Here is a 24753-nt window from a genome sequence, read left to right on the forward strand (position 1 = left end):
GCTGTCAGTCCATTGTTGCTTAACTGAACAAGAATTTTGTATATAGGTATGCGTTATGATGATTGTAGACTTAGTTGATGAAGTCGACTTCAAAGAAAGGCTGATAGCCCTTGGGGCACCTGTTACTTCAGAGCAAAGTTTGCCTGAAGTACAGGAAGCTGTTTTGTCTTGGTTGCAGCAGTATCCAGAACAGACTCCTTTTATTAAGGATCTTTGTTTATCAATGCAAAAAGAAAACACGACTGTCCTTCCAGAAGTGTATCAAGTAATGGCTGCATTCAGTTAATCCTTACCAATATACGACCCCTCTCACAGCACCCAAATAATTTATTGAGGGTGCTGTTAAGAGCGCTTTATAGGCGCTACTTATTTATATTTTCCCCCTACGATAAGTATTTTTCTGCATTCACTGTTCTGTATTTTTCAGACGCTCTAAACGCTACTATTTAGATACATAACGTAGCATATATACGCTAGTCAATATGCTGTCGATAAAGTACTTTTAATACATTGATGGAATAAAGGAAAAGGTAAGGAAGTACTATTTTTAACTTAAAAGCTGCTTAGATAGCATGAAATATCATAAACAAAAGACCCATTTTTAAATGATATTTCTCGTATTTAATGTGTTCTCGGTTAGTGGGCTTATCGCAAGTTCCTTCTGAGAATCAATATAGCTACTAGAATATTTGGATGTCGTTTATGAAAATCAAAACTAAGTTATTGATTGCTTTTTCTGTCGCTACTGTTTTGCCTGTTTTAGTCGTAAGTACTATTACTGGTTTTCTTGCTTCCGAACAAGCGCTAAAAGGTTTTTCTAAAAATAGCGGTCAAACTTTAGGGGCAGTTGAAGCTACTTTTGATCAGTTCCTCACCGACATTAAATATGTTGTTGCCTTTATTGCTGAGAGTGACGCGATATCAGACCCAAATGCAGAATCTTTAACTACCTACCACGAAAAACAAGGTAAGGCCCCAAGTAAAATTGCTGCACAGAATGGCGGTCGAGAGGCGGATGTTTTTAATTTGTTTGAGGCGATAGGTCAAAATAACCCTAATTATGTTTACGTCTACACTGGTGATGATAGTGACGGTTATATGGAATGGCCAGGGACATATGAATACGCGGAGTGGCATCCAAAACAACGCGCTTGGTACACAAGAGCTCTAGAGACGCCGAATGAAGTGGCATTACGAGATGCCTATTATTGGGAGCCTGATGATGCTGTTTATGTTTCTGCTGTACGTACTTATAACAAAGGCAATAGTGTCGGTGGGGTTGTCGCTGTCGATGTATCAATCAAGACACTAACTGAAATGGCGAATAAAACGAAACTGGGGAATTCCGGTAGCGTTATGGTGGTAGAAAATACTGGCACTATTTTGGTTGATGCCCTTCACGCCGACAATAATTTCAAAAAAATTACTGAGTTGGATGGTGAAGCATATCAAACCATTGCAGAAACATCTTCAGGTGTTGTTCATTTCACTTTAGATGGACAGAACTATTATGCCAATGTGTATACCTCTCCTAATTTAGGTTGGAAGTTTGTAGGCTTAATGCCTGCCGCAGAAATTTATTTAAGTACGGTTGAAATGATTAAAACCACAGCGGTTGTCTGTGTGTTGCTTTTGATTGCGTTTGGTGTGGTTGCGTTCTTAATGGCAAAAGGTTTAATTACGCCGATTGAGTCTGTATCTAAGCACTTGCAAACTCTTGCAGAAGGCGAGGGGGATTTAACTTCTCAAATTGCGATCAATACAAAAGACGAAACAGGGACTTTATCTAATTGGTTTAATCAATTTATCGAGACGACCAGAAAGCTCATTGTTGGTATTAAGAAGTCCAGTATTCAGATTGATAAAATCGCTGCTGAAACCTCAGCGAAAGCCAGTGAAGTGGCTCAGTCAGCGACAACACAATTACAGTCTATTGAGCTCATTGCCGAAGCGGGTCAGCAGATGTTAATCGCATCGAATGAAGCGGCTGAAAGTTGTGCCAATTCTGCTCAATTCTCAGAGAAAGGTTTGGAGACAACGATTGCAGGTAAGAAATTATTGAAAAGCAGTGCTGAAGGGGTGAATCGTTTAGGAACTCGCTTGAAAGAGTCTAATCAGATCATTACTGAGTTGCAAAAAGAGACCACAAATATCAATCAGATTTTGTCGACAATTCAAGGTATCGCAGAGCAAACTAATTTGTTGGCATTAAACGCTGCGATAGAAGCTGCACGTGCTGGTGAGCAAGGTCGAGGTTTTGCTGTAGTGGCTGATGAAGTACGTACACTCGCTGGACGTACCCAAGAATCGACTGAGCAGATTAGCAATATTTTGGGGCTTCTTGCGAACAGAACGAAACAAGCATCAGATTCTATGGTGATAAGTGTAACGGAATCAGAAAACGCGATTAATTTATCTGATCAAGCATTAGTTTCATTCGAACAGATTGAAGAAGTGGTTAAGCAGATGCGAGATATGACGATGCAAACAGCGGCTTCCGCAGAAGAGCAGCGAGCTGTAACTGAGGGGGTAAATGAAAATATTAACTCAATCAGCGAGTCTGCACATAGAGTGTCGGCTATATCGGGTGATGTGGCTGAACTATGCCAGAAACAAGATGAGCTAAGTAAACAATTGCATGTGATGGTAGTTCGTTTCCGTACGGAATAAATGCAGTTCATTTTTCAAAAATACAAACAGAAGGGTCGCAGAAATGTGGCCCTTTTTATTTGGGTATTTTTTCAAATATCATTTGAAAAAAAGGTGATAACGATTATCATATGCGCTTAAATTTACTGATTAGGTATTAGCATGATTAAATCGTTCATAATGCTTCTTTTAACGTTTTCTATAAGCTCAGTCTGGGCTGCTCAAGTAACCGTAAAAGATATCTTGGGTCGTGATGTAACATTTGATGCGCCTGCACAAAGAGTTATCGTCGGGTTTTATCCAGAAGACTATATGGCAATCGGTACGGAAGCCGCTTATGACAAAGTGGTTGGTATGTCAAAATACATTTGGCAGGCGCGTTCTGCGAACTGGGAAATGTACGTTAAGCACCGTCCGTCATTAGAGGATATTCCAGGTATTGGTCGTGTAGATACACAGACTTTCTCTGTTGAAAAAGTCATTAGTTTGAAGCCAGATGTTTTGATGTTAGCTGACTGGCAGTACAAGGGATTAGGGACGGATATTGAGCGTCTTGAAAGTGCCGGTGTAAAAGTGATTGTGGTTGATTACAACGCGCAAACCTTAGAGCGCCATATTAAGAGCACTGAGTTAATTGGTGTGATTACAGGGCAAGAAAAACGCGCGGCGGCTATTGCTGCTGACTACAAAAAAACGGTTGAAAGTATAAGTAAGCGACTTGCTGATGCTAATCTACCAACTCCAAAAGTGTATACAGAGTTCGGTGCTTCTGGTGTACAAGAGCTTGGTTTTACCTTTGGTAAAAACATGTGGGGTGCGATTTCTACTATGGCCGGTGGCGACAATATTTCTGCACCGTTTGTTGAATGGTGGGGGAAATTGAACCCTGAGCAAGTGATTGCTTCAAACCCTGACGTCATCGTCATCACAGGTTATGAAACAGGCAAAGGCTCTGATTCAATGATCATGGGTCAAGGTGTTGATAGAGCGAAAGCACGCAAGCGTTTAGAAGGTTATAAAAATCGCTTAGGTTGGTCGTCTATCAATGCAGTTAAAAATAATCGTTTATATGCAGCTTATCATGGCGCATGCCGTACCATTTTTGATGCGGCCATGATTGAATTCTATGCTAAGGTGATGTATCCAGATTTGTTTGCTGATTTGAATCCAGAAGAAGCGTATTTAGACTTTTATAAAAAATACCTACCGGTAACGCCAAAAGGAACCTTTACTTTGGCGTTGTAAAATAGATCTGGTACTTGTTCTGATTAAGAGTAAAGGGGTTTTCTACATGGATAGTAGAAAGCCCCTTTTTTGTTTTCTATTCTTTGATTAGCTCAAAAATCATTCAAAGGCATAACGTGTAACTTGCCGATAAGTGTCGTCAGGCGTAAGTAATATTGGTGGGAAGTGTGACTGGTTGATCGCATCAGGCCAGTGCTGCGCTTCGAGAGCAAGGCCTGCGTATGCCGATAAAGCGCCTTGGTTAATATTAGATTCGGCACCTAGTTGAATATGACGGCCGTCATAAACCTGCAATCCCGGTTCAGTTGTCTGGTAGTGTAATGTCAGTCCGGTGATAGGGCCTTTAAGAGTGGCAACCGTTTGTAACGGGCGATTGCTAGCAAGAGATAGGCAGAAATTGGTATCCAGCTCTGGGTAGTCCTCACGGCCAATAGCGCGCATTTGTAGAAAATCAAACGCACTGCCAGCGGTTGGCGTGACTTCGCCCGTTGGAATTAACTCAGCATCAACTGGTAAATAGTGGTCTGCTTGAATGCTCAATTGATGGTCCAAGATTGAACCTTTGCCATCAAGATTAACGTAACTGTGGCCAGCAAAATTACAAATTGTTAGTTGATCTGTGGTTGCTGTAATTTCCATTTCCAATGCGCTATCGATCAGACGATAAAACACATTTACAATCATATTGCCTGGATAACCCATTTCACCGTCAGCGAGCTTTGTTTGCAAGTGCACTATGTCATCGCTTTGCTCGATGATAGACCAGTTTTTACTACCTGTTCCATCTGGTCCACCATGTAGATGGTGGGCTTCAGGTAGCGTGGGCGGGAGTTGATAGGTTTTTCCACCTATCACGGCATGCCCTTTATTGGTTCTGTTTGCTACACGGCCAACAACTGCGCCAAAGTATTTTGCCCCTTGAAGGTAATCAGCCAGTTTGGGAGAGCCTAAAACTAACGAATGCTCGTAGCCTTTAAGATAAACAGATTGAATGCTCGCACCTAATGTCAGAATAGACACTTTAAGCTGAGCATTTTTTAGCGTGATAGATTGAATTTGGTTTAAATCTGGCGCTATGTTCACGGAAGTATCCTTTCAAATAAACGGGAGCCGAAGCTCCCGAAAGTGTAGATAGATCGCTATTAGATAAATTAGATATTTTCTAACAAGTCGTTAATACGATATTGCGCTGTTTTCAGCGCATCGTCCATTGATTTGTTACCACTAATGGCTGACCCTAATTCTTCACCAAGAATGTCTTGGATCGCAAATTGACGTAAAACCTGAGCTGGTAGCGCTTGCCCTGTTTTTGCAACCTTCGCGATATCACTACGATGCGGTAAGGATTTAAACTTATCGCTGTCAATCACTGTTTTTACTGTTGGTAAATGACCTGTGCGAGCCCACTCATAGTCGTTGTCGTAGAGGAATTTAAACAGTTTTCCGATGGCTGCCATTTTTTCGTCATCACGATTACCGCGAGGTACAACCCAACCATGGCCGTCAGCATAAGTAACATCTTTTTGTTTAAAAAACTGTGGAATAGGGAAAACGCTATAACCATCTGATAATGGGTTGTTGGCTTGTTTTGATTGCGCATCGTAAGTGCCAATCAACCAAGTACCGTTCACGGCAATGCCGCCTGCACCATTTGAAAAGCCAGCAACCGCAGCAGGATAATCCATATTAGTCGTACTTAAGCCTTTATCCATGATGTCTTTCATTAAGGTAAGCGCTGCTTTTGCTTCTTTGCCACTTAAATCAATGCGGCTTGGATCCGCGAAAAATTTGCTGTCTTGCTGCATTAATAAGGTGTAGAAAATGCGGGCGTAAACAGCGGTTTCATTTGCTGTAACTTGAACTAGGTAAGGCTTTCCAGTTGCATCCTTAAATTGTTTGCCTTGGGCAAATAATTCATCTGCGCTGCTTGGCAGGATAGGTTTGCCATTGGATTTCATTAAGTCTGCTTTCTTCATCATATTGTTATTTACATGAAATAACATGGTCCAGTTATCAAATGGTAAGGCATAGACTTTGCCTTCTTTCGTCACACTGGAGATGGCCGCGTTGGTAAAATCAGATGGTTTGATATTCTGGTCTTTTAGTAGTTTGTCCAGCGGTACTAATAGGCCGCGAGACTGATAGTCGGACATAGCTGAATAATGCATAGAAACAACATCAGGCTCTGATCGAGATGCTAGTTGAGCATTCAGCTGGTCGTATCCAGGCCACTCTACCGTTGTGACATTAACGTCGATATCTGGATTATCGGCTTCAAATTTATTAACTAACGCAGTGATGATGCCACATTCACCCACAGCGGAAGACACATCAGTGACCTTACCGTATTCGGCTTCACAAGCACCAAAGAAGCGTTGTAGTTCAATCGTGGTGTTGGCGTTGGCCAACGGCGCGAGAGCTAATAAGCCGACTGCTGTTGTTCCGAGAAGTAACTTTTTCATTATTTTTCTCCTAGTTCATTTTTATTGTTGTTGTATAGCCCAGTGTCAATTTCTATTACTCAAGTATTTTATTCGCGTTATTTTACGGCTCCTCCTGATACCGCAGTGACTATGTGGCGTTGAAAGAAGATATAGACAAGCACTACAGGTAATGACGCAAAGATAGCCTGAGCACCTAAAAAGCCCAGCCCTTCAGATTGCGCAAAGTTTGTTTGTGACGATGCAATACCAATAGTTAGTGTGTACATATCGGACTTTGTCGCTGAGATTAGTGGCCACCAATAATCGTTCCAAGCTTGCAAGAAAGTGAATATTCCCAAGGTTGCTTGCGCAGGTAACGTCAGCGGTAGCAGTACTTTCCAGAAGATACGGAAAGTCGATGTGTTATCTAGCATGGCGGCTTCATCAATTTCTTTTGGAATAGCCCGAAAGAATTGCGTCATTAGAAAAACGCCAAACGCCGAAGACAAGTTAGGTAATATCAAACCGATATGCGTGTTGTGTAGATCAAACCAGTTAAACATCTGATGACGAGCGATGATAACGGCTTGCTCTGGTACGGCTAAGCCAAACAACACAATAATGAATATTGTTTTACGAAATGGAAATTCCAGTCTTGCAAAGGCATAACCTGCGAGAGAAGAGAGTAGTAAGACGCCAAACGTTTGTCCGACTGCTACTATCATCGAATTCATAAACCAACCAAAAACACTGGATGACTTTAAGATGTTCGCATAGTTTTCCATGGTGTAAGGAAAGGAAAAGACGGCTTCAGTGCCTTTCAGTAATTCGGCGTTATCCTTTAAAGAAAGACCAATAATCCATGCCACTGGCGCCATCATAATTAAGCCCAGTAAAGCGGCTATCCAGAACAATCTTCGGTTCGACGTTAAATGTTCTGGTGAATAGTTTAATGCTTTCATGCGTCTGTCTCCTCTTTACGAGTGCTGACCCAATACTGCAACATGGCGGCACAGAGAATGATTAAAAACAGAACTTGCGACGCAGCCGCGCCCATACCAATATCCCAGCGTAAGAAGCCAACTTCGTATATGTACATGACAATGGGTCGTGACGAGCCCGCAGGGCCGCCGTTGGTCATCAGTTGAGCCTGACCAAATAACTGGAATTGCATGACTACCTGGATAATAGCGACCAACATGATCGTTGATTTAATTGACGGCAGCGTGATACGCGTGAGGACTCGCCAGCGCGAAGCATTGTCGAGAGCCGCGGCTTCATAAAGGTCTTTCGGTATCTGCTGTAATGCTGCTAAGAACAGCATCATCGGCAAACCAATACACCACCAAACCGTTGCGACACCAACCGAAAATAACGACCAACCAGTGGTTGATAGGAAACCTATTGGCTGCCAACCGAAATATTCAAAAATCAGTGCCATTAAGCCGTCATTAGGAATGAAAACGATTCGCCAAATGAGCGTCACTATGGTGACAGACAAGATGGAAGACGCAAAAAATACGCCGCGTAAGAAAGACGAGCCCTTGGTGGTTTTGTTTAAGGCCAATGCGAGAAACAAACCTAAAATCACTAAGGTAGGAACAGACACCCCAACAAAAATGACTGTGTTTTTGACCGCTTGACCAAAAATCGGATCGCTTAATACCCGTGCGTAGTTTTTTAAACCAATGAAGCGTTCACCACCAAACAGATCGACTTTATTCAGCGATAGCCAAATTCCCCAGCCAAGGGGGAAAACCAGCAAGGTCAAAAAGACACTGAGATAGGGAACGACAAATAAGCCATTCGACCAACGGGAACGACGATAACTTTCTGCCATCTTACACCTCCAGCTGACTGTGGTGAGCAAGTCCAGTACCGTCAAAAATATGCGCAGCATGAGGTGAGATTGCCACCCGCACCATATCGCCGGCTTTTACTTTTGAACGTCCTGAGTCTTCCGCGATCAGCTCTGTGCCATCAATTAATGTGCCATACAGAAGTGTGCGATCACCAAGACGTTCGACGACTTTTATCGTCAAATCTAGGCCATCTTCTTGTTCAGAAACCACTTCAGTGTCTTCAGCTCTAATACCTATCACCGCATCTTTGGCTTTGAACTCTGGTGGCAGGGTAATCGCTGTGGCGACGGTTCCAGCTCCACTGACCTCAACAGTGACGCCATCGGTTGTTTTTTCTATGTGATTAATAGGCAACATGGACATTGGCGGAGAGCCAACAAATTCAGCAACAAAACGGCTCACAGGATATTGATAAATCTCCATAGGTGTGCCGATTTGTTCTATTTTTTGGTTGTGCATGATGACGATGCGGTCGGCTAACGTCATGGCTTCTACCTGATCGTGGGTTACAAAGATCATGGTTGAACCAAGGCGCTGGTGGAGTTGCGCCAGCTCTAATCGTGTTCTACCACGAAGAGCAGCATCTAAATTAGACAAGGGCTCATCAAACAAGAAGGCTTTCGGCTCTTTGACGATGGCGCGACCGATTGCAACACGTTGGCGCTGGCCACCAGATAGTCGTCCGGGTTTACGGTCTAGCAAGTGATCGATTTCGAGAATTTTTGCTGCGTCATTAACGCGACGATCAATTTCGTCTTGGGCTACTTTTACATTTTCTAGACCAAACGCCATGTTTTGACGCGTCGTCATGTGTGGGTAGAGTGCATAGGACTGAAACACCATAGCAACACCGCGTTGACCTGGTGGTAGCGTGTCGATGCGTTTTTCGCCAATTTCAATCGCACCATCGGTGATGGATTCTAGCCCCGCAATCATGCGTAATAGGGTAGATTTACCGCAGCCAGAAGGGCCAAGGAATACAACAAACTCGCCGTCTTCGATGTGTAGGTTAATGTCGTCTAATACGGTAACGCTGTCATATCGCTTTGTTATATTTTTTATAGAGATAGATGCAGACATGGTTTCCTCTCTCAGCAAATTTTAAACGGAAAAACTTGGGGTGTTATACCCCAAGTCGAATCATGCGATAGCTCATAGGAGCAATGCTTGCCGTTAGTTTTTGCTGCGTAACAGATGCGCCTTGGCCATCTTTTGGTGCCACTTGTTCTGCATCTGGGCCATTCTTAGCGTCAAGTGCATGACCTGACATGACTTTATCCATAATCACTTTCTGGTGTGTGAAGCCTTGTAGAGATAGATCTAATTCAATGCTTTCATCTGGGTGACGGTTAACGATGAAGAAGGTCAATCCGCCATCTTTATCAGATTCCACGGCTGAGACATCTAAATAAGGTACATCTTTAGCAAAGTCTGTACTGTAGCTTTCGCATTGCACTGCTAGATTGAGCGCTGTACCGCGTCCATATTGAGAAGCATACAAATATGGATAGTAAGTAGACTGACGCCAAGCTGGGCCACCTTTCACTGTCATGATAGGGGCAATAACGTTGACTAATTGTGCCAAACAACCAATTTTTACCACGTCGCTGTGACGAATAAAACTGTTCAGAATACAGCCAACTTGCAGTGTATCAGCAAAGTCGTAAATGTCTTCTAGCAAAGCAGGAGCATGCGGCCAGCCGTCGTTGCCGCCGAGGATTTTTTTGTCTTGTTCGTTGGAGTGATACCAGACGTTCCATTCATCAAAAGAAATATATACGTCGTGGTTAGAGCGTTTTTTCGCTTTGGTGGTTTTAATGACTGCCGCAATAGTGTCTATGTAGTTATCCAGTAGACTGGCTTTGGCTAAATAGTTGGCTGTGTTTTTCTCATGGTCATCGAAATACATATGCAATGAAATATAGTCGACGGTTTCATAGGTGTAATCTAGAACGGTGCTTTCCCATTCTGGGTAAGTGGCCATTTTAGGAGAGGAAGAGCCACAAACAACCAATTCGATATTCTTGTCAAAGGCACGCATGGCTTTAGCGGTTTCAAAGGCGACTCGACCATATTCTGCAGCGGTTTTTTGACCGATCTGCCAAGGGCCATCCATTTCATTACCAAGACACCAAAGTTTCACGTCCCAAGGTTCTTCGCGACCGTTTTTCTTACGCAGGTCAGACCAGTAAGAGCCACCAGGATGATTAACGTATTCTAGAAAAGCGCGGGCTTCATCAAGTCCTCGTGAGCCAAGGTTCACTGCCAGCATCATTTCTGTGCCAGCTTGTTCTGCCCATTCGGCAAACTCGTGAATACCTATTTCGTTGCTTTCTGAGGTATGCCAGGCAAGGTCTAGGCGAGTCGGGCGGTCTTCTTTTGGCCCAATGCCGTCTTCCCAGTTGTAGGCAGAAACAAAGTTGCCACCAGGATAGCGGGTAACAGGAACATCGATGTCTTTAATCAGTTCGATAACATCTTGGCGAAAACCATGCTCATCTGCGGTTGCATGTCCTGGCTCGTAAATGCCGCTGTAAACAGCGCGACCTAAATGTTCTATAAAAGAGCCGTAAAGGCGTGGGTCTATTTTAGCAATCACATAATCTTTGTGTGCAGTCACGTTAGCGCGCATGCTTACTCCTTTCTTATTTTTGTACTTATTTAAGGTATTTTTAAGTATCTGATTTTTTGTTTATTATCCGATAAATCGATATTAAAGGCATATTTGATCTGAGGTCAATCAATAAGACGTTTATTTTTCGTGCAGTTAAATACCAAAAATGGTATGGCGAAGTGAGATTTATAGCGAAAAAAGAAAGAGGTAAGTATTTAGTTATTTCCTAACGTGTTGAAACTTATATTTTTTTAGTTTTGCTGGTTAGGGGAGGGCTTGTTAAGTCCCCAGGTCAGAAAATAAGATGCTGTATATGAGGTTAAGATTGAAGGCGTAATATAATGTCTTGGTTGTAATTGCCAAATTGTTTGCCAAAAATATTGATGCCGCCAGGGTGTTCAGCATTGTCTGGTACTGAAATTCGTACCCGAATGGATCGGTGCTCTTCAAGTGCTAGGTCTTTCAAAGAGACGTCTGAGACGCGCATGCCATCCACAAAAGTACCGTTATTGGTGACACGGAAGCTTTTTAAATGCCCATATTGACTGCCCGCGAGTTTCCACCAGTCGGGCGTGTATTTGCCTTGGTGATCGCCATAATCGCCAGGCGCAGTCCAGATAGCAGCGGTTTTGCCATTGATGGAAATATGGATGTCCGAAGGCCAGTTTTCAGAGGTGCCAGGGACTTCAGAAGAAAGCTCCATTACCAGCTCTAGCTCTTTGACTGTCTGGCCTGCAATGCGGGCATTGTTGGGAAATTGATATTCCACGTAGCCTTTGGTGAACCATAACAGGCTGGCTCGCATACGGTCTGGGGAAAGGTAAGTATCAGGGCTATCTAAAAATCCAACGATGCCAGACTCAGAGCACAAGCCACAAGGCGCCATCACATCAAATTCAGAATACAGGCCAACAGGCATGGATACTTCAATGACATTATTTTGATTTTGCTTGGTGTTGCTGAAAGATAGGACGATTTCTTCGTGTGTCGCACGGCAGATTTTTTGGCTGCCTTTACGGCCTTTTTGGCTTTCTGTAGTGATTAAGCCCACTGTTTCGAGGGAGTTGATATGACTAGAAGTAGATGATTGCGGTAGTTCGAGTAGATCGGCAATATCATTAACATTCATTGGCCCTTTTTCATGTAACAAGGACAAAATTGCCAAACGCGCTGGAGCCGCTAGGCTTTTTAGGACATCAGCCCCGTCTTCAGGTGTTAGCAATAAGAACTTTTTACTCATCATCATCTCCACTTCAAGATGCCTTTATATCGAGTATTGTGATTCTTATCAAGTTTTAAATGGCTTCCTCACTTAGTTCACTTTGTGAGAAAGCCACATCTTTTTCTGAAAAAGCAGACGTTATTGGCTAATTATACAGGGCATGGAAAGGTACCAAGACCAGTGAAGGGAACAAAATTAACGCAATAAGTAAGGCTAGTTGAGCTAATAAGAAAGGTGCAATACCTTTAGTAACCGCTCCCATGCTGGTGTTGCCGACGCTTGATATGGCCGCTAATACCGTCCCCACTGGTGGTGTCAGTAAGCCAATACTCAGGTTCAGCACAAAGACGATGCCAAAATAGACAGGATCAATACCCGCCGCTGTAACAACCGGCATGAGAACCGGAGTCAAAATTAAGATAACTGGCGCAAGATCCATCGCCATACCGATGATTAATACCAAGATGTTGATAATGATCATTAGAGTGGTTGGATCGTCTTTCCAGCGTTGTAATAATTCGGACACGGCGCCAGGAATATCGGCCATGGTGATCATCCAAGCGGCAATAGAAGAGGCCGCCACCAAGAACATAATAATGCTTGTTAATGTGGCACAATTCACCAATACACTATAAAGACGCTTAGGCGTGAGCTCGCGATACACGAATATTCCGATAAAAAGCGCATAAAACGCTGCCACAGCACCTGCTTCTGTTGGGGTAAATACGCCAAAACGCAAACCGACAACAATAATGACGGGTAAAATGAGTGCCCATAATGCATTTTTTAGAGCATGTAGTCGCTCGTTAAGGCTGGCTTTTTCTAGTAATTCGATATCTTCTTTGCGGGTTACGTACCACCACACAAAAATAAGCAAAACGCCCATCATCAGGCCTGGCGCTAAACCCGCAATAAAAAGCTGTGAGATAGAAACGCCACTTGTGACACCGAATAGAATTAACGGAATACTCGGCGGTAAAATTGGGGCAATAATGCCGCTAGAAGCAATAAGGCCACAAGAGCGGTTATGGTCATAACCCGCTTTTACCATGAGCGGAATCAATATGGCACCAAGTGCTACGGTATCAGCAACGGCGGAACCTGATAACGACGCAAAAAGTATAGCCGCCACAATGGTGACATAACCCATGCCGCCTTTTTTATGACCAAGCATGGTCATGCCTAAATCAATGATTCGACGGGTAATTCCGCCTGCATTCATTAATTCCCCTGCCAATATGAAGAAGGGAATGGCCATCAAAGAGAAATTATTGCTACCGCTGACTAGGTTTTCTGCAATCAACTGGCTGTTAAACATGTCCATGTAAAACATCAGCGCCATGCCTGTCATAATGAGCGCGAAGGCGATAGGCATACCGATAATAATGGCGCCAAATAACGCGCCAGCAAAAATGACCAGCTCCATTATGCTTCTCCTTCTTGATGGTTTTTATTGAGAGCGTCTTGTTGCTGTTCGTTTTCGAATAAGCGTCTAATGCCAAATAGAATAAACAAGCACATGCAAGCACCCATAATCATGGCGCCTGCATAGAGCAACCACAAAGGCATATTTGTGGCGGGTCCGAGGGTATTAATATTGATTTTAGCTAGCTGCCAGCTACCATCGATGAGTAACCAGAGGGCGTATATCATTAAGGCAGCAGAGATAAGTTGCAGTGCGACTCTTAACCATTTGAACGGTATAAGCTTTATGAAAATGTCGACGTTCAAATGTTGATTGAGCTTCATAGCTCGAGTGGTGCCGAGAAAAATCATAAAAACAAACAGGTAGCGCGACATTTCTTCCGACCATGTGATACCAGAATCGAATAAATAGCGAAGAACGACATTCGAGAAAACAAGGCAAGACATTGCGGCTAGACAACCTGCCATGCCGATTCCCAGAAGTAAGTCTACAGAGCGAGATAGCTTTTTCATCATGGTGAAGCTCTTAATTGGTCAAACAGTATTAAGGTTTAATATTAAAAAGGGCGTCTATATGGAATATACAGACGCCTTTATCAAACTTACTTTTCGCCTAGTGCAATGATTTCTTGAACAATATCGCGAGCTTCTGGGTGTGATTTATAGAAGCTTTCATAAGCAGACTGTTCTGCTTGTATTAATGCCGTATGGAAGTCTTGGTTTGGAACTGTGATCTTCACGCCATCTTGCTCAAGCTTCGCTTTGTTTTGTGCTTCTTGCTTGATCAACAAACTCCACTCTTGCTTCGCTGCATTTTGTGCCGCAGTAGAGACGGCTTTTTGTTGTTCCTTGGATAAGCCGTTCCAGGTTTTGTTGTTCATTAAGTACAAGTTTGGCGTGAAAACGTGATTCGTTTCTGTGATGTATTTCACAATTTCATACCACTTAGACGCGACAATATTTGGGTATGGATTTTCTACGCCATCCACAACACCTTGCTCTAATGCACTAAATACTTCTGAAATAGGCAAAGGTGTGATATTTGCCCCTAGGTTGTTGCCGATTTCAAGCATGCTGGTGATGCCAGGAAAGCGCAGACGAAGTCCTTTGAAGTCCTCCATGGAGGAGATCTCACGATTACTGGCAACCACGCGGAAACCTTGTACACCATAGGCAAGGAAATGCATGCCTGTATTGGTGTCCATATCATTCACTAATTTCTGACCGATATCGCTGTTTAATACAGTTTGAGCATGTTCGTAATTTTTGAATAAGAAGGGCAGTTGGATAATACCAACGTTTTCTACTTCTTTATCCATAATAGTACCGAGGATAGCCATACTAATAGTGCCGCCTCGAACAGAGTTATAAAGCTTTTCTTCTGCGCCCAATACACCATTGCTAAATACTTTAACTTTTAGTTCGCCATTACTAATGCTTTCGACATCTTTTTTGAAGGTGTCTTTTAGGGCGATACTGTTTGGGTGAGTATCAGGAAAAAAGTTAGCAACCGTAATCATTTTTGCTGCAAAAGCTGCTGGCGTGACAGCAAGAGCAGATGTGATAGTGAGGGCCGCAAGGGTTTTTCTTGTGAACATAGTCTTCTCCTAAATACGCTTTAAGCGTAGATTATTTTTATTGTGCTAAGAAATATTGTGCTATTTATCGCTAATTAAGCAGCTTGCTATAGTGTACTTTTCAAGGGTTTCTGGCTTTGGTGAGAAACCTAACCCAAAAGTGTTTCCAAGATCGAATGTTGCAGGGCATTCATTAAGTGGATGAAGGGAATCAGCCAACTCAATAAAGGGAATTTCTAATGATGTTTCAGGCATGGTTGCAGCGATGAAATGGGCAGTCGCTATCATACCGGCACCATAGTAGAAACAGTGAGGGACGACTTTGATATTGTGATGTTTGGCACGTTTGCAGACATCGTACATGCCTGTAATACCACCTATTTTGCTGACGCTAGGTTGAGCGATATCAATGGCACCTGCTTTAAAAAGTTGCTCAAACCCTTCTGGGCCAGAGGCGTTTTCACCCGCAGAGATCGGCACGCCAATGTTTCTAATAGTGGCAAGTTGCGCAGCATCTTCTGGTGGCCAAACAGGTTCTTCTACCCAGCTTAAGTTAAGCGATTTCAACTCGGTAACCTTGACGGTAGCTTCAGTGAGGCTCCACGGGCAATTAACGTCAACCATAAGTTCCACGTCATTAGGCAAAGCCCCGCGAGCAGTGGCAATGGCTTCATAAGTTGTTTCGTGGAGTTTGATTTTTTTGAAGCCAGCATTGGCAGTTCGTAAGACGTTTTCACGGACTTTATCTGGTTTGTTGCCATAACTTACCAGGCTAGCGTAAAGGCTGATTTTGCCGCTCTTGCCACCGAGAAATTGATACAAAGGTTGCTTGGCTTGTTGTGCTTTAAGGTCCCAAACTGCAATGTCGATAGCGGATAGGGCGTAAAGCATTGGGCCAGAACTGCCGAAACTGTGCAGAGCGCGCTTAGCTGCGTAGAGGTGTTGTTCGTAATCTGCGATGCTTTTGCCAATAAACATGGGCGCAACAAGGTGTTCTAAAGCCGCATAGGTAACGACGTTTGAGGCGTGTCCGAACGCTTCGCCCCAGCCAGTTAGACCCGTATCGGTTTCTACTTCAATAAGAAGTGATTCCATCTTGTTAATGTTAGGAGAGGCGCCGTTGAATTTGTCTTCCTCTTTTACGGGAGCGATGTCTCGTATGCCGGCCGTAAATGGAATAGCAATGCGCCTAATTGTTATTTTTGTAATTTTCATGACTAAGAAAATCTCTTTAGATCTGATGTAATTATTTTGATGTAGTACATCATACAACTTGTTCGTTATTGGTCAAGAGGTACGATGACTATTTTTTTATGGGGTTTGACATCACTTTTTCGGGTTATTATCACGTTATAATCGTATGTTTTTGTGGTTACTTGATAGTTAACGTCTTGTTATTTTTTAGTTTTCCGTATTTCTTTTATATGTTGTATGATGACTTTTTGGTTGTTAGGAATAACTGAAAGTGAAAGATAATTCATTATTGACCACGATTTCTGTTGATGAGCCCCATCGCGAACAAAAGCCACAACGTAATTTGGCGCAAAAACTGGTTCAAGAAATACTGCAGAAAATTGAAAGTAAGGTTTTAGTTCCTGGTGATAAGTTGCCTAAAGAGGCTGATATCATGCAAGAGCATGGTGTTAGCCGAACGGTTGTTCGAGAAGCACTGCAGCGCCTTCAAGCATCAGGAAATGTTGAAACCAAACACGGTATAGGTACCTTTGTTTTAAATAATAAAGGGCAAGGGCCAATGGATCTGTCGTTTGATTATGTCAACGATGCTGTAGAGATTTTGGAGTTACGCATTGGATTGGAAGTGGAAATAGCCGGTTTGGCTGCGTTACGACGCACCGATGAACAGCTGGTGGAAATTCGCAAAGCGTTGGATGCCTTGCGAGCCATAGATAGAAATGGGCATGTATCAGATGCTGGGTCAGCGGATTTTAACTTCCATTTATTAATCGCCAAATCAGCAGGCAATCATTACTTTGTTGATATCATGCAGCACATGGAAAACAGTTTAGTACCACGTAAGCGTATTGATGTGTCTCATGTGAATCATGAACACGAAGAAGTATATACCGCGATAGAGCGAGGGGATTCCTATGCTGCGCGGGCTGCAATGCGTTTGCACCTAACAAACAGTCGAGAGCGCTTTTTGAAACTGGCAAGACAGTGATTCCCCAGTAGGGGGGAATCACTTTACTAGTGCCTTATTAGCATTACGCCAATGGCCCGCCAATAATAGTCGTACGCAAACCTGCGATAATGTTTTCACCCGTTTCTTGTCTTAGTTCATCATACCAAGCTTGGGTTTCTTGCATGTCTTTACCATGAGTAACATCGCAACGTTTGCGAGCTTTTAATACAAGATCCTTCACGCGAAAACGGCGTTCTTCTTCGTATTGCTTCAAAGCCGCTAGCACACCAGAAACCGTTTTGCCTTTCTCTTTGAATTGATCCGCGAAACACTGACCAAGCACGACTGCATCTTCCAGCGCCGAGCAACCGCCTTGGCCAATGTCTGGTGTTGTGCTGTGAGCCGCATCGCCGAGTAGGGCGATATTGCCTTTTACCAAGGTGTCGAATGGTTCGATGTCATGAATTTCGATACGATTGGTGGTTTCAGGATTAATGGCTGCAATCAATTTTTGAACGGGATCAGCCCAGCCAGCAAAGTAACCCGTTAGATCAGCAATGACAGTACTCCTGTCTTCTGCTAAACCTTTTGGTAATGGCACATCAAAGAAGAAGTAAAAACGATCATCGGCAATCGGCATGATAGAAACGCGTTTGCCTTCCCCGACAAAGGTCGTCCACTGATCAGCAGGGGCAATACTTTCATCAATTTCAACCAAACCATTCCAATTCACGTAATCGGCATAGCGGCGTTCGGTTTGATAGCCAATGACATCAGCGCGAACGACAGAGTGCGTGCCGTCAGCAGCAATCATAAAGTCACCCACAGCGCTGGTACCATCGGTAAAATACGCGGTGACGCCAGTGTCACTCTGTTCGACTTTTTCAATACGCTTGCCAAATTGAACCTTATCACGGCCCCACCAATCGATCATTTGGCTTTGTAAGTCGGCACGTGATACTGGGCAAGGGCGTTCCCCAACCGCATCAACCAATGGTGAAAGACTAAATTGGGTCATTACACTTCCAGTTAAGCCATCGTGGTAAGCCATGTTGTGCATTGGTCCGCCCAGTTCGTCCATAATGCTGCCCATACCTAGATGGTTCATGCATTTCACGCCGTTAGACCAAATAGAAAGCGCTGCTCCAACAGGCTTGATTTCTTTCACAGCTTCAAAAATTTCACACTCGATGCCTTGTTGCTTTAACGCAGCTGCTGCAGACATGCCGCCAATACCGCCGCCAATAATAAGTGCTTTCATACCATTCCCCTTTAATCTTTCGCTTGTTTTCGTGTTGTCTTAGCGAATTTTTAATGTCTTGTTAAAGGAGTAAATGGCAATAAATATGCCATGAAACAAATGGACCTATATTTATTTGTGTGAAACCTTTGTTTTAGAGGGGTGCGTGATCTGTGGTGCTAAGTCAAAGAAGAAATAGGCTGGTTTTCTTCTTTGACCGATAGGGCAGGAAGTGACTTATCTTGGTGCGGTTTTATATGCATTTGCTCTATTCTGGCTCGTTTAGCCTTAACTGGAAGCCTAATGAACTAAGGCTAGCTGCCACGGTAAGTACTGTAAGAATAAGGCGAGACAAGTAGTGGAACATGATAATGAGCGTTTTCATCACTGATGCCGAAACGAATAATTACTGTATTTAAGAAGCTTGGACCCTCTTTTAGAGTGTCTTCATTAGAGCAGTCAGCAAAGTACTCATCAATGGCGAACTCCAGCTCATATATGCCTGCAGAGAAGCTATCCGCTTGTAATAAGGGCTGATCACAGCGACCATCATTGTTGGATATCGTGCTATTGATCAGCTGTCGTTGACCGTTATTAGTATGCTGGTAAAGGTCAATTTTAACGCCAGCGGCTGCGATGCCTTTTGTTGTGTCTAAAATGTGAGTGGTTAAGTATCCCATTGTTTTACCTCAATCTAATTTGAAAACTAGCCTGCTTTTTGCAAGTAAGTGTCTTTATAAGTGAAATGGTGCTGAAAATATTGTTTCATAGAGATCAATATTTGTGCCATGTGTTCCTGTAGTAAGCGTTTTTATTATTTATCGAGATTCGTTTAGAAATCTTTTTTTGTATAAGCCGTCAGAGATTGGAGTCCTATTATGCACGACCCGTTAGCTGTAATCAGTGAAATGGAAGAGGCGGATTTTATCGCTTTATTTAGTAGTATTTATGAACATTCCACCTGGGTAGCAGAAGAACTATGGCGCCAAAAAATGGCGCATCCAAGTGAGCATTTTGACAGTATCGATAAAATAAAAGCCACTATGGCAGACATCGTAGAACAAAGTACAGACGAACAAAAACTCATACTCCTGCGTGCTCACCCAGATTTAGCTGGCAAAGCAGCTTTAGCTGGCGAGCTTACTCATGCTTCAACGTCTGAACAGTCAGGAGCAGGGCTTGATCAATGTTCAGAAGAAGAGTTAGCGCATTTTCTACAGCTGAACGATACCTATCGAGAGAAGTTTGGCTTTCCCTTCATCATGGCCGTGAAGGGCGCGACCAAGGATCAGATACTGTCAGGCTTTAAAGCCAGAATGCCCAATGACTGGCAAACCGAATTTGACCGCGCCATGAGCGAAGTGCATAAAATTGCTGGGTTTAGATTGGCGGATTTGTGAAATTGCGCCTACCGATTCATATAAAAACCGCCATCGATGTATAAATGTCGATGGCGGTTTTTATAAGTAGGGAAGTGAAAGTTGTAGGCTTATTTATCTACAAAGTTAGCTTGAATACGTTGCGTCAAAAAATCTGCAGCGCTGATAGGTTGATAACGTTTAGCCGGACCTTGGATGATCTGCGTTTTATTCGCTTGGCAAAAGAAGGCAATGGAATGACGGCTGCCACAGTATTCATCGATTCGTGGCTGGCGAACTCTGTGTAAGTTGGATTTCAACTGGTCATCGCTCCAGCGCATGAGCATATCGCCGATGTTGCAGGTGATCACGCCGCCAAGGGGCGGAATGCTGGTCCAGCGCTGAGTATCTGCTTCGGCACCGGGGCAAACTTGTAAGCCGCCGTGGCCTTCGTGTTGGAACAATAAAGTCAAACAATCGAAATCCGTATGAGCGCCCGCCCGCCACATATTGCCTTGCTCGGTGACGCCTTCGGTGGCGTAATAATGCAACAAGCGCAAAGTGCTTTGGTAGTCTGGCTGACGTGGGTCATGGGCTTTGCTAAAGAAGTCTCGATCAAAGCCGAGCTTGTCGGCAAAGCAAGACAATACCTTCATGCCGACTTCCCAACATTGTTTTTCAAAACGCAAGGTATTGGCCTGAAAGTCTGGTAGCTCTTCTTCAGTTGGCCATAAATTATCCATGTGATATTGGGTAATCTGATAAGACTCTTTTTGATCCTTGGTGCCAGTAGAAGGGCGGATTTGGCTGCGACTTTCCCAGCCCGCATTGACGCTTTTGGGCCTTGGGTATTTGCTTTTAATACTTTCTGGAAGGCTAAAGAAACGCTCGGACTCTTTAAAGGCCGCTTTTATTTCTTCAGGATCAATACCGTGGTTACTTAATTGGAAAAAGCCAATCTCGGTGGCAGCTAGCCAAAGCTGCTCGGTGATTTCTTCTCGGCGATTTTCAAAATCGCTCATATCGATAATGCGAATTTCTCGGTCGTTGGTGTCTTCGCCTGCACCACCAAACGTGGTTTCACGTTGTAGCTCTTCCAATGAATATGAATCAGTCATTATGGTCTCCTCCTAGTGGAAAATGGAGCAATGACCTGATGCACTTCAAAAGAAATACATCTGACTGCTTCTACTCCGATTGTTTTCTATTGCTTAATTAGTATTACCAAACACCTTCATGCAATTTTGCTGCCTCTTCTTCAAGACAAGGCCCAATGACTTCCACTTTTCGTTGTCCTGATTCAAACACAGTGCGACAAGGCAAAGCCAAGGTTGGGTTTTCTGGGTGATTCCCGGTGATCTGTTTCAAGCTGTCTTCGCTTAATCCATACACAAGGCGTCCTAATCCTGCCCAATAGGCAGAACCTGCACACATGGCGCAAGGCTCGGCGGAAACGTACATGGTGCATTTCGCTAAAAAGTCAGGGCGATACGCCTTGCTAGCGCGCGTCATTAATTTGCGCTCGGCGTGTCCCGTCATATCGAAATCAGGCAAGTAGCCATTTACTTGGCTCATTAGCACATTGTCTTCATCGTCGACCAATATCGCCGCAAACGGGTGGATGCCTTGTTGTTTGGCTTCATCCGCAAGTGCGAAGCTTTGACGTAGAAAGTCTGTGTCTTTTGTATTTAATGTCATATCTGTCTCTGTTATTAAGATTTTTACGATGTCATGAGCACAATAATCGTAAGTTATTTCTTCTTAGGAAGGCTCCACGGGAAAAACCACGCCTGAATCCACTGGATCGATTTAAACAGCAACAAACTGATAACCGACAAGAAGATTAGCCCAGCAAAAGCTTGTGGAATTTTAAAGAACGAGGTGGAAAACTGAATGAAATAACCCAAGCCTTCTTCTGCCGCGACGAACTCTGCTACCACAGCGCCGATAATCGCCAAGGTGATAGAGACACGAAGGCCACTAAAAATGTGTGGAATCGCATAAGGAATTCGGATCTGCCAAGTTTCACGATATCGTGGAGCACGCAAAGATTGGCTGAGTTCGATCATTTCTGGTGGTGTTTCCAACATGCCCGTTGTGGTGGATACCACCAGAGGGAAGAAGGTGATTAAGCAAGTGATCAGCACGCGAGATGGATCGTCTGTACCAAGTAATACGATGATCAAAGGCGCAACAGCGACTACAGGCGTAGATTGAATCACGATCAAAGCTGGATACAGCACGCGGTTCATCAACTCGGAACGCATCATGCCAATCGACAATGGAATCGCAATGAGAATAGACAGACCAAAGCCCATTAGTGCAACTCGTAACGTGGCCCAAAGGTGCGTAAGCCAGCGGGAAAACTCCACATCAAAAAACGCCATGAATATCGCGGCTGGAGAGGGCAGAATGTAATTTGGTACATTACCAAAGCGACAGATTAATTCCCATAACAGCACTAGGCCGATAAAGAATAAGCCCGGTGCAAAGCGGTTGGCTTGTTGGCCGAGCCAGGTTTTAGGCTGGTACGTTTGGTTCATAAATATAGCCTCTGATTATATCGGTTAGCTCTGCAAAACGAGGGGAGTTAATGGTTTGTGAAGAACGGGGGCGAGGTAAGTCCACCTCGATCAAATCCAGCACCGACCCAGGGCGTTTGCTCATGACGAGAATACGATCCGATAACAACACAGCTTCACTAATAGAGTGAGTAATAAACAGCACGGTCTTTGGATTCTTCTTCCAGATATCGAGCAGGTCGAAACCGATTTGCTCACGCGTTAACGCATCCAATGCCGAGAAGGGTTCATCCATCAAAAGAATGTCTGGGTTGAGCAAAAGTGCTCGCACAATGCCAACACGTTGTTGCATGCCGCCTGATAATTCGTCCGGCATCTTGTCAGCAAATTGGGTCAAGCCTGCCATTTCCAGTAACTCGTTAGCGCGCTTTTCATCACTAGGGGAATAGCGGCCGTATTTGTGTTTCAGTGGAAACAGCACATTTTTACGTACCGTTAGCCATGGCAATAAATTGGCTTTTTGAAACACGATGCCCACATCATCACGCGGTTCAGTGACGGGGCGGTTAAAGACAGATACTTCACCATGAGAAGGGATCAACAAGCCTGCCACCATGCGCAATAGGGTGGATTTACCACAACCAGAAGGCCCAACCACTGCAACGAATTCGTGGCGGTGGATGTCGAGGTCAATGTCTTGCACAACCATGGGAGCATCTGGGCGTGGGTCAAATTTATGACCCACTTTTTTCATGCTAACGTAGGCGGATTTGTTGCCATCCGTCGTATTTTTATCTTCCATACCCTTACTCCGGCTTAAAGCTGTTGTTCACTGCGGTTTTTGGGTCTATTGCATCCACAGATACACCATTGGCTTGCGCTACGTATTCCCATGTTTTTTGAATACGCGCGTCGGTGAAGTTACCGAAGCCGTCTTGTGTTGTTACGTCGTTGTACACCAAGTTATAAATGCTCTTGATTTGTGCGGAGACAATGTTGGCGTCTACTTCTGGTACCATTTTGTGTAAGTCAGCACCCGCTTGATCTGGGTTGGCATAAGTAAACTCAATGGATTTCGCGAAAGCTTTGATGAAGCGTTTTGCAACATCTGGGCGTTCTTCTAAGAATTTTTCAGATGCTAAGACAGAGGAACTATAAAGTGACAAACCAGAATTTGACCAAGGCATTTCAATCAGCTCTTTGCCAGCCCCTTTTGCTTGCGACTCATAAAGTGCGGTGTTGGTGACCCAAGCTATAATGGCATCCGTGCTGCCCGTGATCATCATTGGTGCTAGGGCACCTGGGTCAGATTTCACTAATTTAATGTCGTCTTCACTCAAACCATTTTGTTTTAATACCAATGGCAAGAAAGCATTGGATGAAGTGAAAGGAGAGGTAGCGACTTTTTTTCCTTTCAAATCTTTGATCGATTTAATGCCGCTGCTTTTCAATACGAAAAAGGCGTGTGGTGCTTGCGTGAAGTAAGGATAAACCGCTACAACAGGCACATTATCCTGCGCCTTAGCTGCCATCAGAGCGCCAATATCAGAACTGCCAATATCCGATTGGCCAGTGGCCATCTTAGTTAATGCATCTGTGGAACCACGACCACTGGCGATCTTAACTTCCAAATCTTCGTCAGCAAAGAAACCTTGTTGGATGCCTACATAAACGGGCGCTTTATCACCACCTGGTAACCAGTCTAATTGAAACGTTACCTGATCTGCTGCCATGGCAGAGGTGGTTGAGATGAGACTGGCTAAAAGAGTCATTCGAATTGCTGTTTTCTTTGCCGTTTTCATAAGCATACTCCATACAATTAATAGGGGATAAAGACCCGCTTGTTTCATATTAAATGTATATAGCAACATTTGTTCCATGTTTGTGGAGAGGACGTATTTAATTTTTTAAGTGATTGAATTTAATATTAAAAAGTAAAGTGGAAGACTTTTGGTGATAAGACAGGAAAGGATTCGAAAAGAAAAAATGAAACAAAATGGTGCGATATCAACAGACTTGATAGGCGATAGCCTGAGGCTCTTTTTTTTATTTTGTAGACAAAATTTAGGTCATATTTCAGACCTAAATTTTTGGAGGTACTGTATCTTTGTCGTTCTGGACTTATGTTTGATGTTTACTTCGGAGTGCTCACTAAGACGGTTCTATCATCATGAAGTGCGTGTCAGCTTGTGCGATAGGGCAGTGATCGACGCCTTTTGGCATGACATACATTTCGCCTGTCTCAAGGGTGATGTCGTTGGATTCTTTGAGCTTTAATGTCAGTTGGCCTTTGAATACCATGATTATTTTCTCTTCGTCTTCATGTTTGTGCCAGCCTAACTCTCCTGTCCCTTTTAGGATGCGTACCGATTGATCATTAGACCTGGCAATGATTTTTGGTGCCCATTCTTCTTTAAGAAGAGAGAATTGCTCATTGATACTAATTTTATCCATACTCATTACTTTCATATCC

24 protein-coding genes are annotated in these 24753 nt (G+C 43.6%); 5 read left to right on the plus strand and 19 right to left on the minus strand.

All coding sequences use genetic code 11. The features are described 5' to 3' along the window. Positions 1 to 55 precede the first annotated feature (55 nt). The 3 genes from JSY38_RS16735 to JSY38_RS16745 all read left to right on the plus strand — a co-directional run bounded on the left by JSY38_RS16735 (position 56) and on the right by JSY38_RS16745 (position 3894). The gene (locus JSY38_RS16735) at positions 56 to 286 is read left to right on the plus strand and encodes a hypothetical protein (RefSeq protein ID WP_114411188.1); all 231 of its coding nucleotides are present in this window, start codon (positions 56 to 58) and stop codon (positions 284 to 286) included. A gap of 416 nt (positions 287 to 702) precedes the next feature. After that, positions 703 to 2670 carry a methyl-accepting chemotaxis protein gene (locus JSY38_RS16740; RefSeq protein ID WP_114411187.1) on the plus strand — a complete coding sequence of 656 codons (1968 nt, stop codon included), beginning with the start codon at positions 703 to 705 and terminating at the stop codon, positions 2668 to 2670. Between the two features lie 141 nt (positions 2671 to 2811). Beyond that, complete coding sequence (locus JSY38_RS16745) at positions 2812 to 3894, plus strand: ABC transporter substrate-binding protein (RefSeq protein WP_205114271.1); 1083 nt, start codon at positions 2812 to 2814, stop codon at positions 3892 to 3894. 99 nt (positions 3895 to 3993) lie between these two features. Here the strand turns inward: JSY38_RS16745 and JSY38_RS16750 are convergent, their stop codons facing one another. From JSY38_RS16750 to JSY38_RS16800, 11 genes are all read right to left on the minus strand, one after another. Further along, positions 3994 to 4977: an aldose epimerase family protein gene (locus tag JSY38_RS16750; RefSeq protein ID WP_205114273.1), complete on the minus strand. Its 984-nt coding sequence runs from the start codon at positions 4975 to 4977 to the stop codon at positions 3994 to 3996. 68 nt (positions 4978 to 5045) lie between these two features. Further along, positions 5046 to 6356, minus strand: a complete 1311-nt coding sequence (locus tag JSY38_RS16755) for an extracellular solute-binding protein (RefSeq protein ID WP_205114275.1) — start codon at positions 6354 to 6356, stop codon at positions 5046 to 5048. A 77-nt stretch (positions 6357 to 6433) separates the two neighbouring features. After that, positions 6434 to 7279, minus strand: coding sequence for a carbohydrate ABC transporter permease (locus JSY38_RS16760; RefSeq protein ID WP_114411183.1), 846 nt, complete (start codon positions 7277 to 7279; stop codon positions 6434 to 6436). Next, entirely contained in the window at positions 7276 to 8157 is an 882-nt protein-coding gene (locus JSY38_RS16765) for a carbohydrate ABC transporter permease (protein ID WP_114411182.1), read from the minus strand. Before JSY38_RS16765 ends, JSY38_RS16760 begins: the two co-directional genes overlap by 4 nt. Before the next feature lies 1 nt (position 8158). Further along, a complete protein-coding gene (locus JSY38_RS16770; protein WP_205114277.1) occupies positions 8159 to 9259 on the minus strand; it encodes an ABC transporter ATP-binding protein in 1101 nt (366 codons plus the stop codon). A 43-nt stretch (positions 9260 to 9302) separates the two neighbouring features. After that, positions 9303 to 10811, minus strand: a complete 1509-nt coding sequence (arfA, locus tag JSY38_RS16775; RefSeq protein WP_205114279.1) for an arabinosylfuranosidase ArfA — start codon at positions 10809 to 10811, stop codon at positions 9303 to 9305. A gap of 301 nt (positions 10812 to 11112) precedes the next feature. Beyond that, positions 11113 to 12033 (minus strand): ArsR/SmtB family transcription factor, encoded by a 921-nt coding sequence (locus JSY38_RS16780; RefSeq protein WP_114411179.1) that lies wholly within the window; start codon positions 12031 to 12033, stop codon positions 11113 to 11115. A 127-nt stretch (positions 12034 to 12160) separates the two neighbouring features. Further along, positions 12161 to 13441, minus strand: a complete 1281-nt coding sequence (locus JSY38_RS16785; protein ID WP_114411178.1) for a TRAP transporter large permease subunit — start codon at positions 13439 to 13441, stop codon at positions 12161 to 12163. Next, positions 13441 to 13956 carry a TRAP transporter small permease gene (locus tag JSY38_RS16790; protein ID WP_114411177.1) on the minus strand — a complete coding sequence of 172 codons (516 nt, stop codon included), beginning with the start codon at positions 13954 to 13956 and terminating at the stop codon, positions 13441 to 13443. Before JSY38_RS16790 ends, JSY38_RS16785 begins: the two co-directional genes overlap by 1 nt. Positions 13957 to 14042: 86 nt before the next feature. Beyond that, positions 14043 to 15038 (minus strand): TRAP transporter substrate-binding protein, encoded by a 996-nt coding sequence (locus JSY38_RS16795; RefSeq protein ID WP_205114281.1) that lies wholly within the window; start codon positions 15036 to 15038, stop codon positions 14043 to 14045. Between the two features lie 60 nt (positions 15039 to 15098). After that, positions 15099 to 16232, minus strand: coding sequence for a mandelate racemase/muconate lactonizing enzyme family protein (locus JSY38_RS16800; protein WP_205114283.1), 1134 nt, complete (start codon positions 16230 to 16232; stop codon positions 15099 to 15101). 250 nt (positions 16233 to 16482) lie between these two features. Between JSY38_RS16800 and JSY38_RS16805 the strand changes: the two genes are divergently transcribed. Beyond that, the gene (locus JSY38_RS16805) at positions 16483 to 17199 is read left to right on the plus strand and encodes a FadR/GntR family transcriptional regulator (RefSeq protein WP_239544021.1); all 717 of its coding nucleotides are present in this window, start codon (positions 16483 to 16485) and stop codon (positions 17197 to 17199) included. A gap of 43 nt (positions 17200 to 17242) precedes the next feature. On the opposite strand, the gene hpxO is transcribed toward JSY38_RS16805, so the two are convergent. Both hpxO and uraH read right to left on the minus strand, forming a co-directional pair. Further along, positions 17243 to 18421: an FAD-dependent urate hydroxylase HpxO gene (gene hpxO / locus JSY38_RS16810; protein WP_205114284.1), complete on the minus strand. Its 1179-nt coding sequence runs from the start codon at positions 18419 to 18421 to the stop codon at positions 17243 to 17245. A gap of 293 nt (positions 18422 to 18714) precedes the next feature. Continuing rightward, positions 18715 to 19080 (minus strand): hydroxyisourate hydrolase, encoded by a 366-nt coding sequence (gene uraH, locus JSY38_RS16815; RefSeq protein WP_114411173.1) that lies wholly within the window; start codon positions 19078 to 19080, stop codon positions 18715 to 18717. A gap of 198 nt (positions 19081 to 19278) precedes the next feature. Between uraH and uraD the strand changes: the two genes are divergently transcribed. Then, positions 19279 to 19800 carry a 2-oxo-4-hydroxy-4-carboxy-5-ureidoimidazoline decarboxylase gene (uraD, locus tag JSY38_RS16820; protein ID WP_205114286.1) on the plus strand — a complete coding sequence of 174 codons (522 nt, stop codon included), beginning with the start codon at positions 19279 to 19281 and terminating at the stop codon, positions 19798 to 19800. Positions 19801 to 19889: 89 nt separating this feature from the next. Here uraD and JSY38_RS16825 read toward each other — a convergent pair whose 3' ends face one another. The 6 genes from JSY38_RS16825 to JSY38_RS16850 all read right to left on the minus strand — a co-directional run bounded on the left by JSY38_RS16825 (position 19890) and on the right by JSY38_RS16850 (position 24740). Further along, positions 19890 to 20876: an isopenicillin N synthase family dioxygenase gene (locus JSY38_RS16825; protein ID WP_205114288.1), complete on the minus strand. Its 987-nt coding sequence runs from the start codon at positions 20874 to 20876 to the stop codon at positions 19890 to 19892. A 103-nt stretch (positions 20877 to 20979) separates the two neighbouring features. Beyond that, complete coding sequence (locus JSY38_RS16830) at positions 20980 to 21456, minus strand: nucleoside deaminase (protein ID WP_205114290.1); 477 nt, start codon at positions 21454 to 21456, stop codon at positions 20980 to 20982. Between the two features lie 53 nt (positions 21457 to 21509). After that, positions 21510 to 22301, minus strand: coding sequence for an ABC transporter permease (locus JSY38_RS16835; protein WP_114411169.1), 792 nt, complete (start codon positions 22299 to 22301; stop codon positions 21510 to 21512). Continuing rightward, a complete protein-coding gene (locus JSY38_RS16840) occupies positions 22279 to 23082 on the minus strand; it encodes an ABC transporter ATP-binding protein (RefSeq protein ID WP_114411168.1) in 804 nt (267 codons plus the stop codon). The genes JSY38_RS16835 and JSY38_RS16840 overlap by 23 nt, the downstream gene beginning before the upstream one ends. Before the next feature lie 4 nt (positions 23083 to 23086). Next, positions 23087 to 24082 carry an ABC transporter substrate-binding protein gene (locus JSY38_RS16845; RefSeq protein ID WP_205114292.1) on the minus strand — a complete coding sequence of 332 codons (996 nt, stop codon included), beginning with the start codon at positions 24080 to 24082 and terminating at the stop codon, positions 23087 to 23089. A 349-nt stretch (positions 24083 to 24431) separates the two neighbouring features. After that, the gene (locus JSY38_RS16850; protein ID WP_239544023.1) at positions 24432 to 24740 is read right to left on the minus strand and encodes a cupin domain-containing protein; all 309 of its coding nucleotides are present in this window, start codon (positions 24738 to 24740) and stop codon (positions 24432 to 24434) included. Between the last annotated feature and the right edge of the window lie 13 nt (positions 24741 to 24753).

The organism is Marinomonas foliarum (genome assembly GCF_016906065.1).
Classification (GTDB): domain Bacteria; phylum Pseudomonadota; class Gammaproteobacteria; order Pseudomonadales; family Marinomonadaceae; genus Marinomonas; species Marinomonas foliarum.

Bases quoted from the DNA above. Each gene is read 5' to 3' on its own strand.
- JSY38_RS16735 (WP_114411188.1), top strand. From the start codon at position 56: ATGATGATTGTAGACTTAGTTGATGAAGTCGACTTCAAAGAAAGGCTG.
- JSY38_RS16740 (WP_114411187.1), top strand. From the start codon at position 703: ATGAAAATCAAAACTAAGTTATTGATTGCTTTTTCTGTCGCTACTGTT.
- JSY38_RS16745 (WP_205114271.1), top strand. From the start codon at position 2,812: ATGATTAAATCGTTCATAATGCTTCTTTTAACGTTTTCTATAAGCTCA.
- JSY38_RS16755 (WP_205114275.1), bottom strand. From the start codon at position 6,356: ATGAAAAAGTTACTTCTCGGAACAACAGCAGTCGGCTTATTAGCTCTC.
- JSY38_RS16760 (WP_114411183.1), bottom strand. From the start codon at position 7,279: ATGAAAGCATTAAACTATTCACCAGAACATTTAACGTCGAACCGAAGA.
- JSY38_RS16765 (WP_114411182.1), bottom strand. From the start codon at position 8,157: ATGGCAGAAAGTTATCGTCGTTCCCGTTGGTCGAATGGCTTATTTGTC.
- JSY38_RS16770 (WP_205114277.1), bottom strand. From the start codon at position 9,259: ATGTCTGCATCTATCTCTATAAAAAATATAACAAAGCGATATGACAGC.
- arfA (WP_205114279.1), bottom strand. From the start codon at position 10,811: ATGCGCGCTAACGTGACTGCACACAAAGATTATGTGATTGCTAAAATA.
- JSY38_RS16780 (WP_114411179.1), bottom strand. From the start codon at position 12,033: ATGAGTAAAAAGTTCTTATTGCTAACACCTGAAGACGGGGCTGATGTC.
- JSY38_RS16785 (WP_114411178.1), bottom strand. From the start codon at position 13,441: ATGGAGCTGGTCATTTTTGCTGGCGCGTTATTTGGCGCCATTATTATC.
- JSY38_RS16790 (WP_114411177.1), bottom strand. From the start codon at position 13,956: ATGATGAAAAAGCTATCTCGCTCTGTAGACTTACTTCTGGGAATCGGC.
- JSY38_RS16795 (WP_205114281.1), bottom strand. From the start codon at position 15,038: ATGTTCACAAGAAAAACCCTTGCGGCCCTCACTATCACATCTGCTCTT.
- JSY38_RS16800 (WP_205114283.1), bottom strand. From the start codon at position 16,232: ATGAAAATTACAAAAATAACAATTAGGCGCATTGCTATTCCATTTACG.
- hpxO (WP_205114284.1), bottom strand. From the start codon at position 18,421: ATGAAAGCACTTATTATTGGCGGCGGTATTGGCGGCATGTCTGCAGCA.
- uraH (WP_114411173.1), bottom strand. From the start codon at position 19,080: ATGGGATACTTAACCACTCACATTTTAGACACAACAAAAGGCATCGCA.
- uraD (WP_205114286.1), top strand. From the start codon at position 19,279: ATGCACGACCCGTTAGCTGTAATCAGTGAAATGGAAGAGGCGGATTTT.
- JSY38_RS16825 (WP_205114288.1), bottom strand. From the start codon at position 20,876: ATGACTGATTCATATTCATTGGAAGAGCTACAACGTGAAACCACGTTT.
- JSY38_RS16830 (WP_205114290.1), bottom strand. From the start codon at position 21,456: ATGACATTAAATACAAAAGACACAGACTTTCTACGTCAAAGCTTCGCA.
- JSY38_RS16835 (WP_114411169.1), bottom strand. From the start codon at position 22,301: ATGAACCAAACGTACCAGCCTAAAACCTGGCTCGGCCAACAAGCCAAC.
- JSY38_RS16840 (WP_114411168.1), bottom strand. From the start codon at position 23,082: ATGGAAGATAAAAATACGACGGATGGCAACAAATCCGCCTACGTTAGC.
- JSY38_RS16845 (WP_205114292.1), bottom strand. From the start codon at position 24,082: ATGAAAACGGCAAAGAAAACAGCAATTCGAATGACTCTTTTAGCCAGT.
- JSY38_RS16850 (WP_239544023.1), bottom strand. From the start codon at position 24,740: ATGAGTATGGATAAAATTAGTATCAATGAGCAATTCTCTCTTCTTAAA.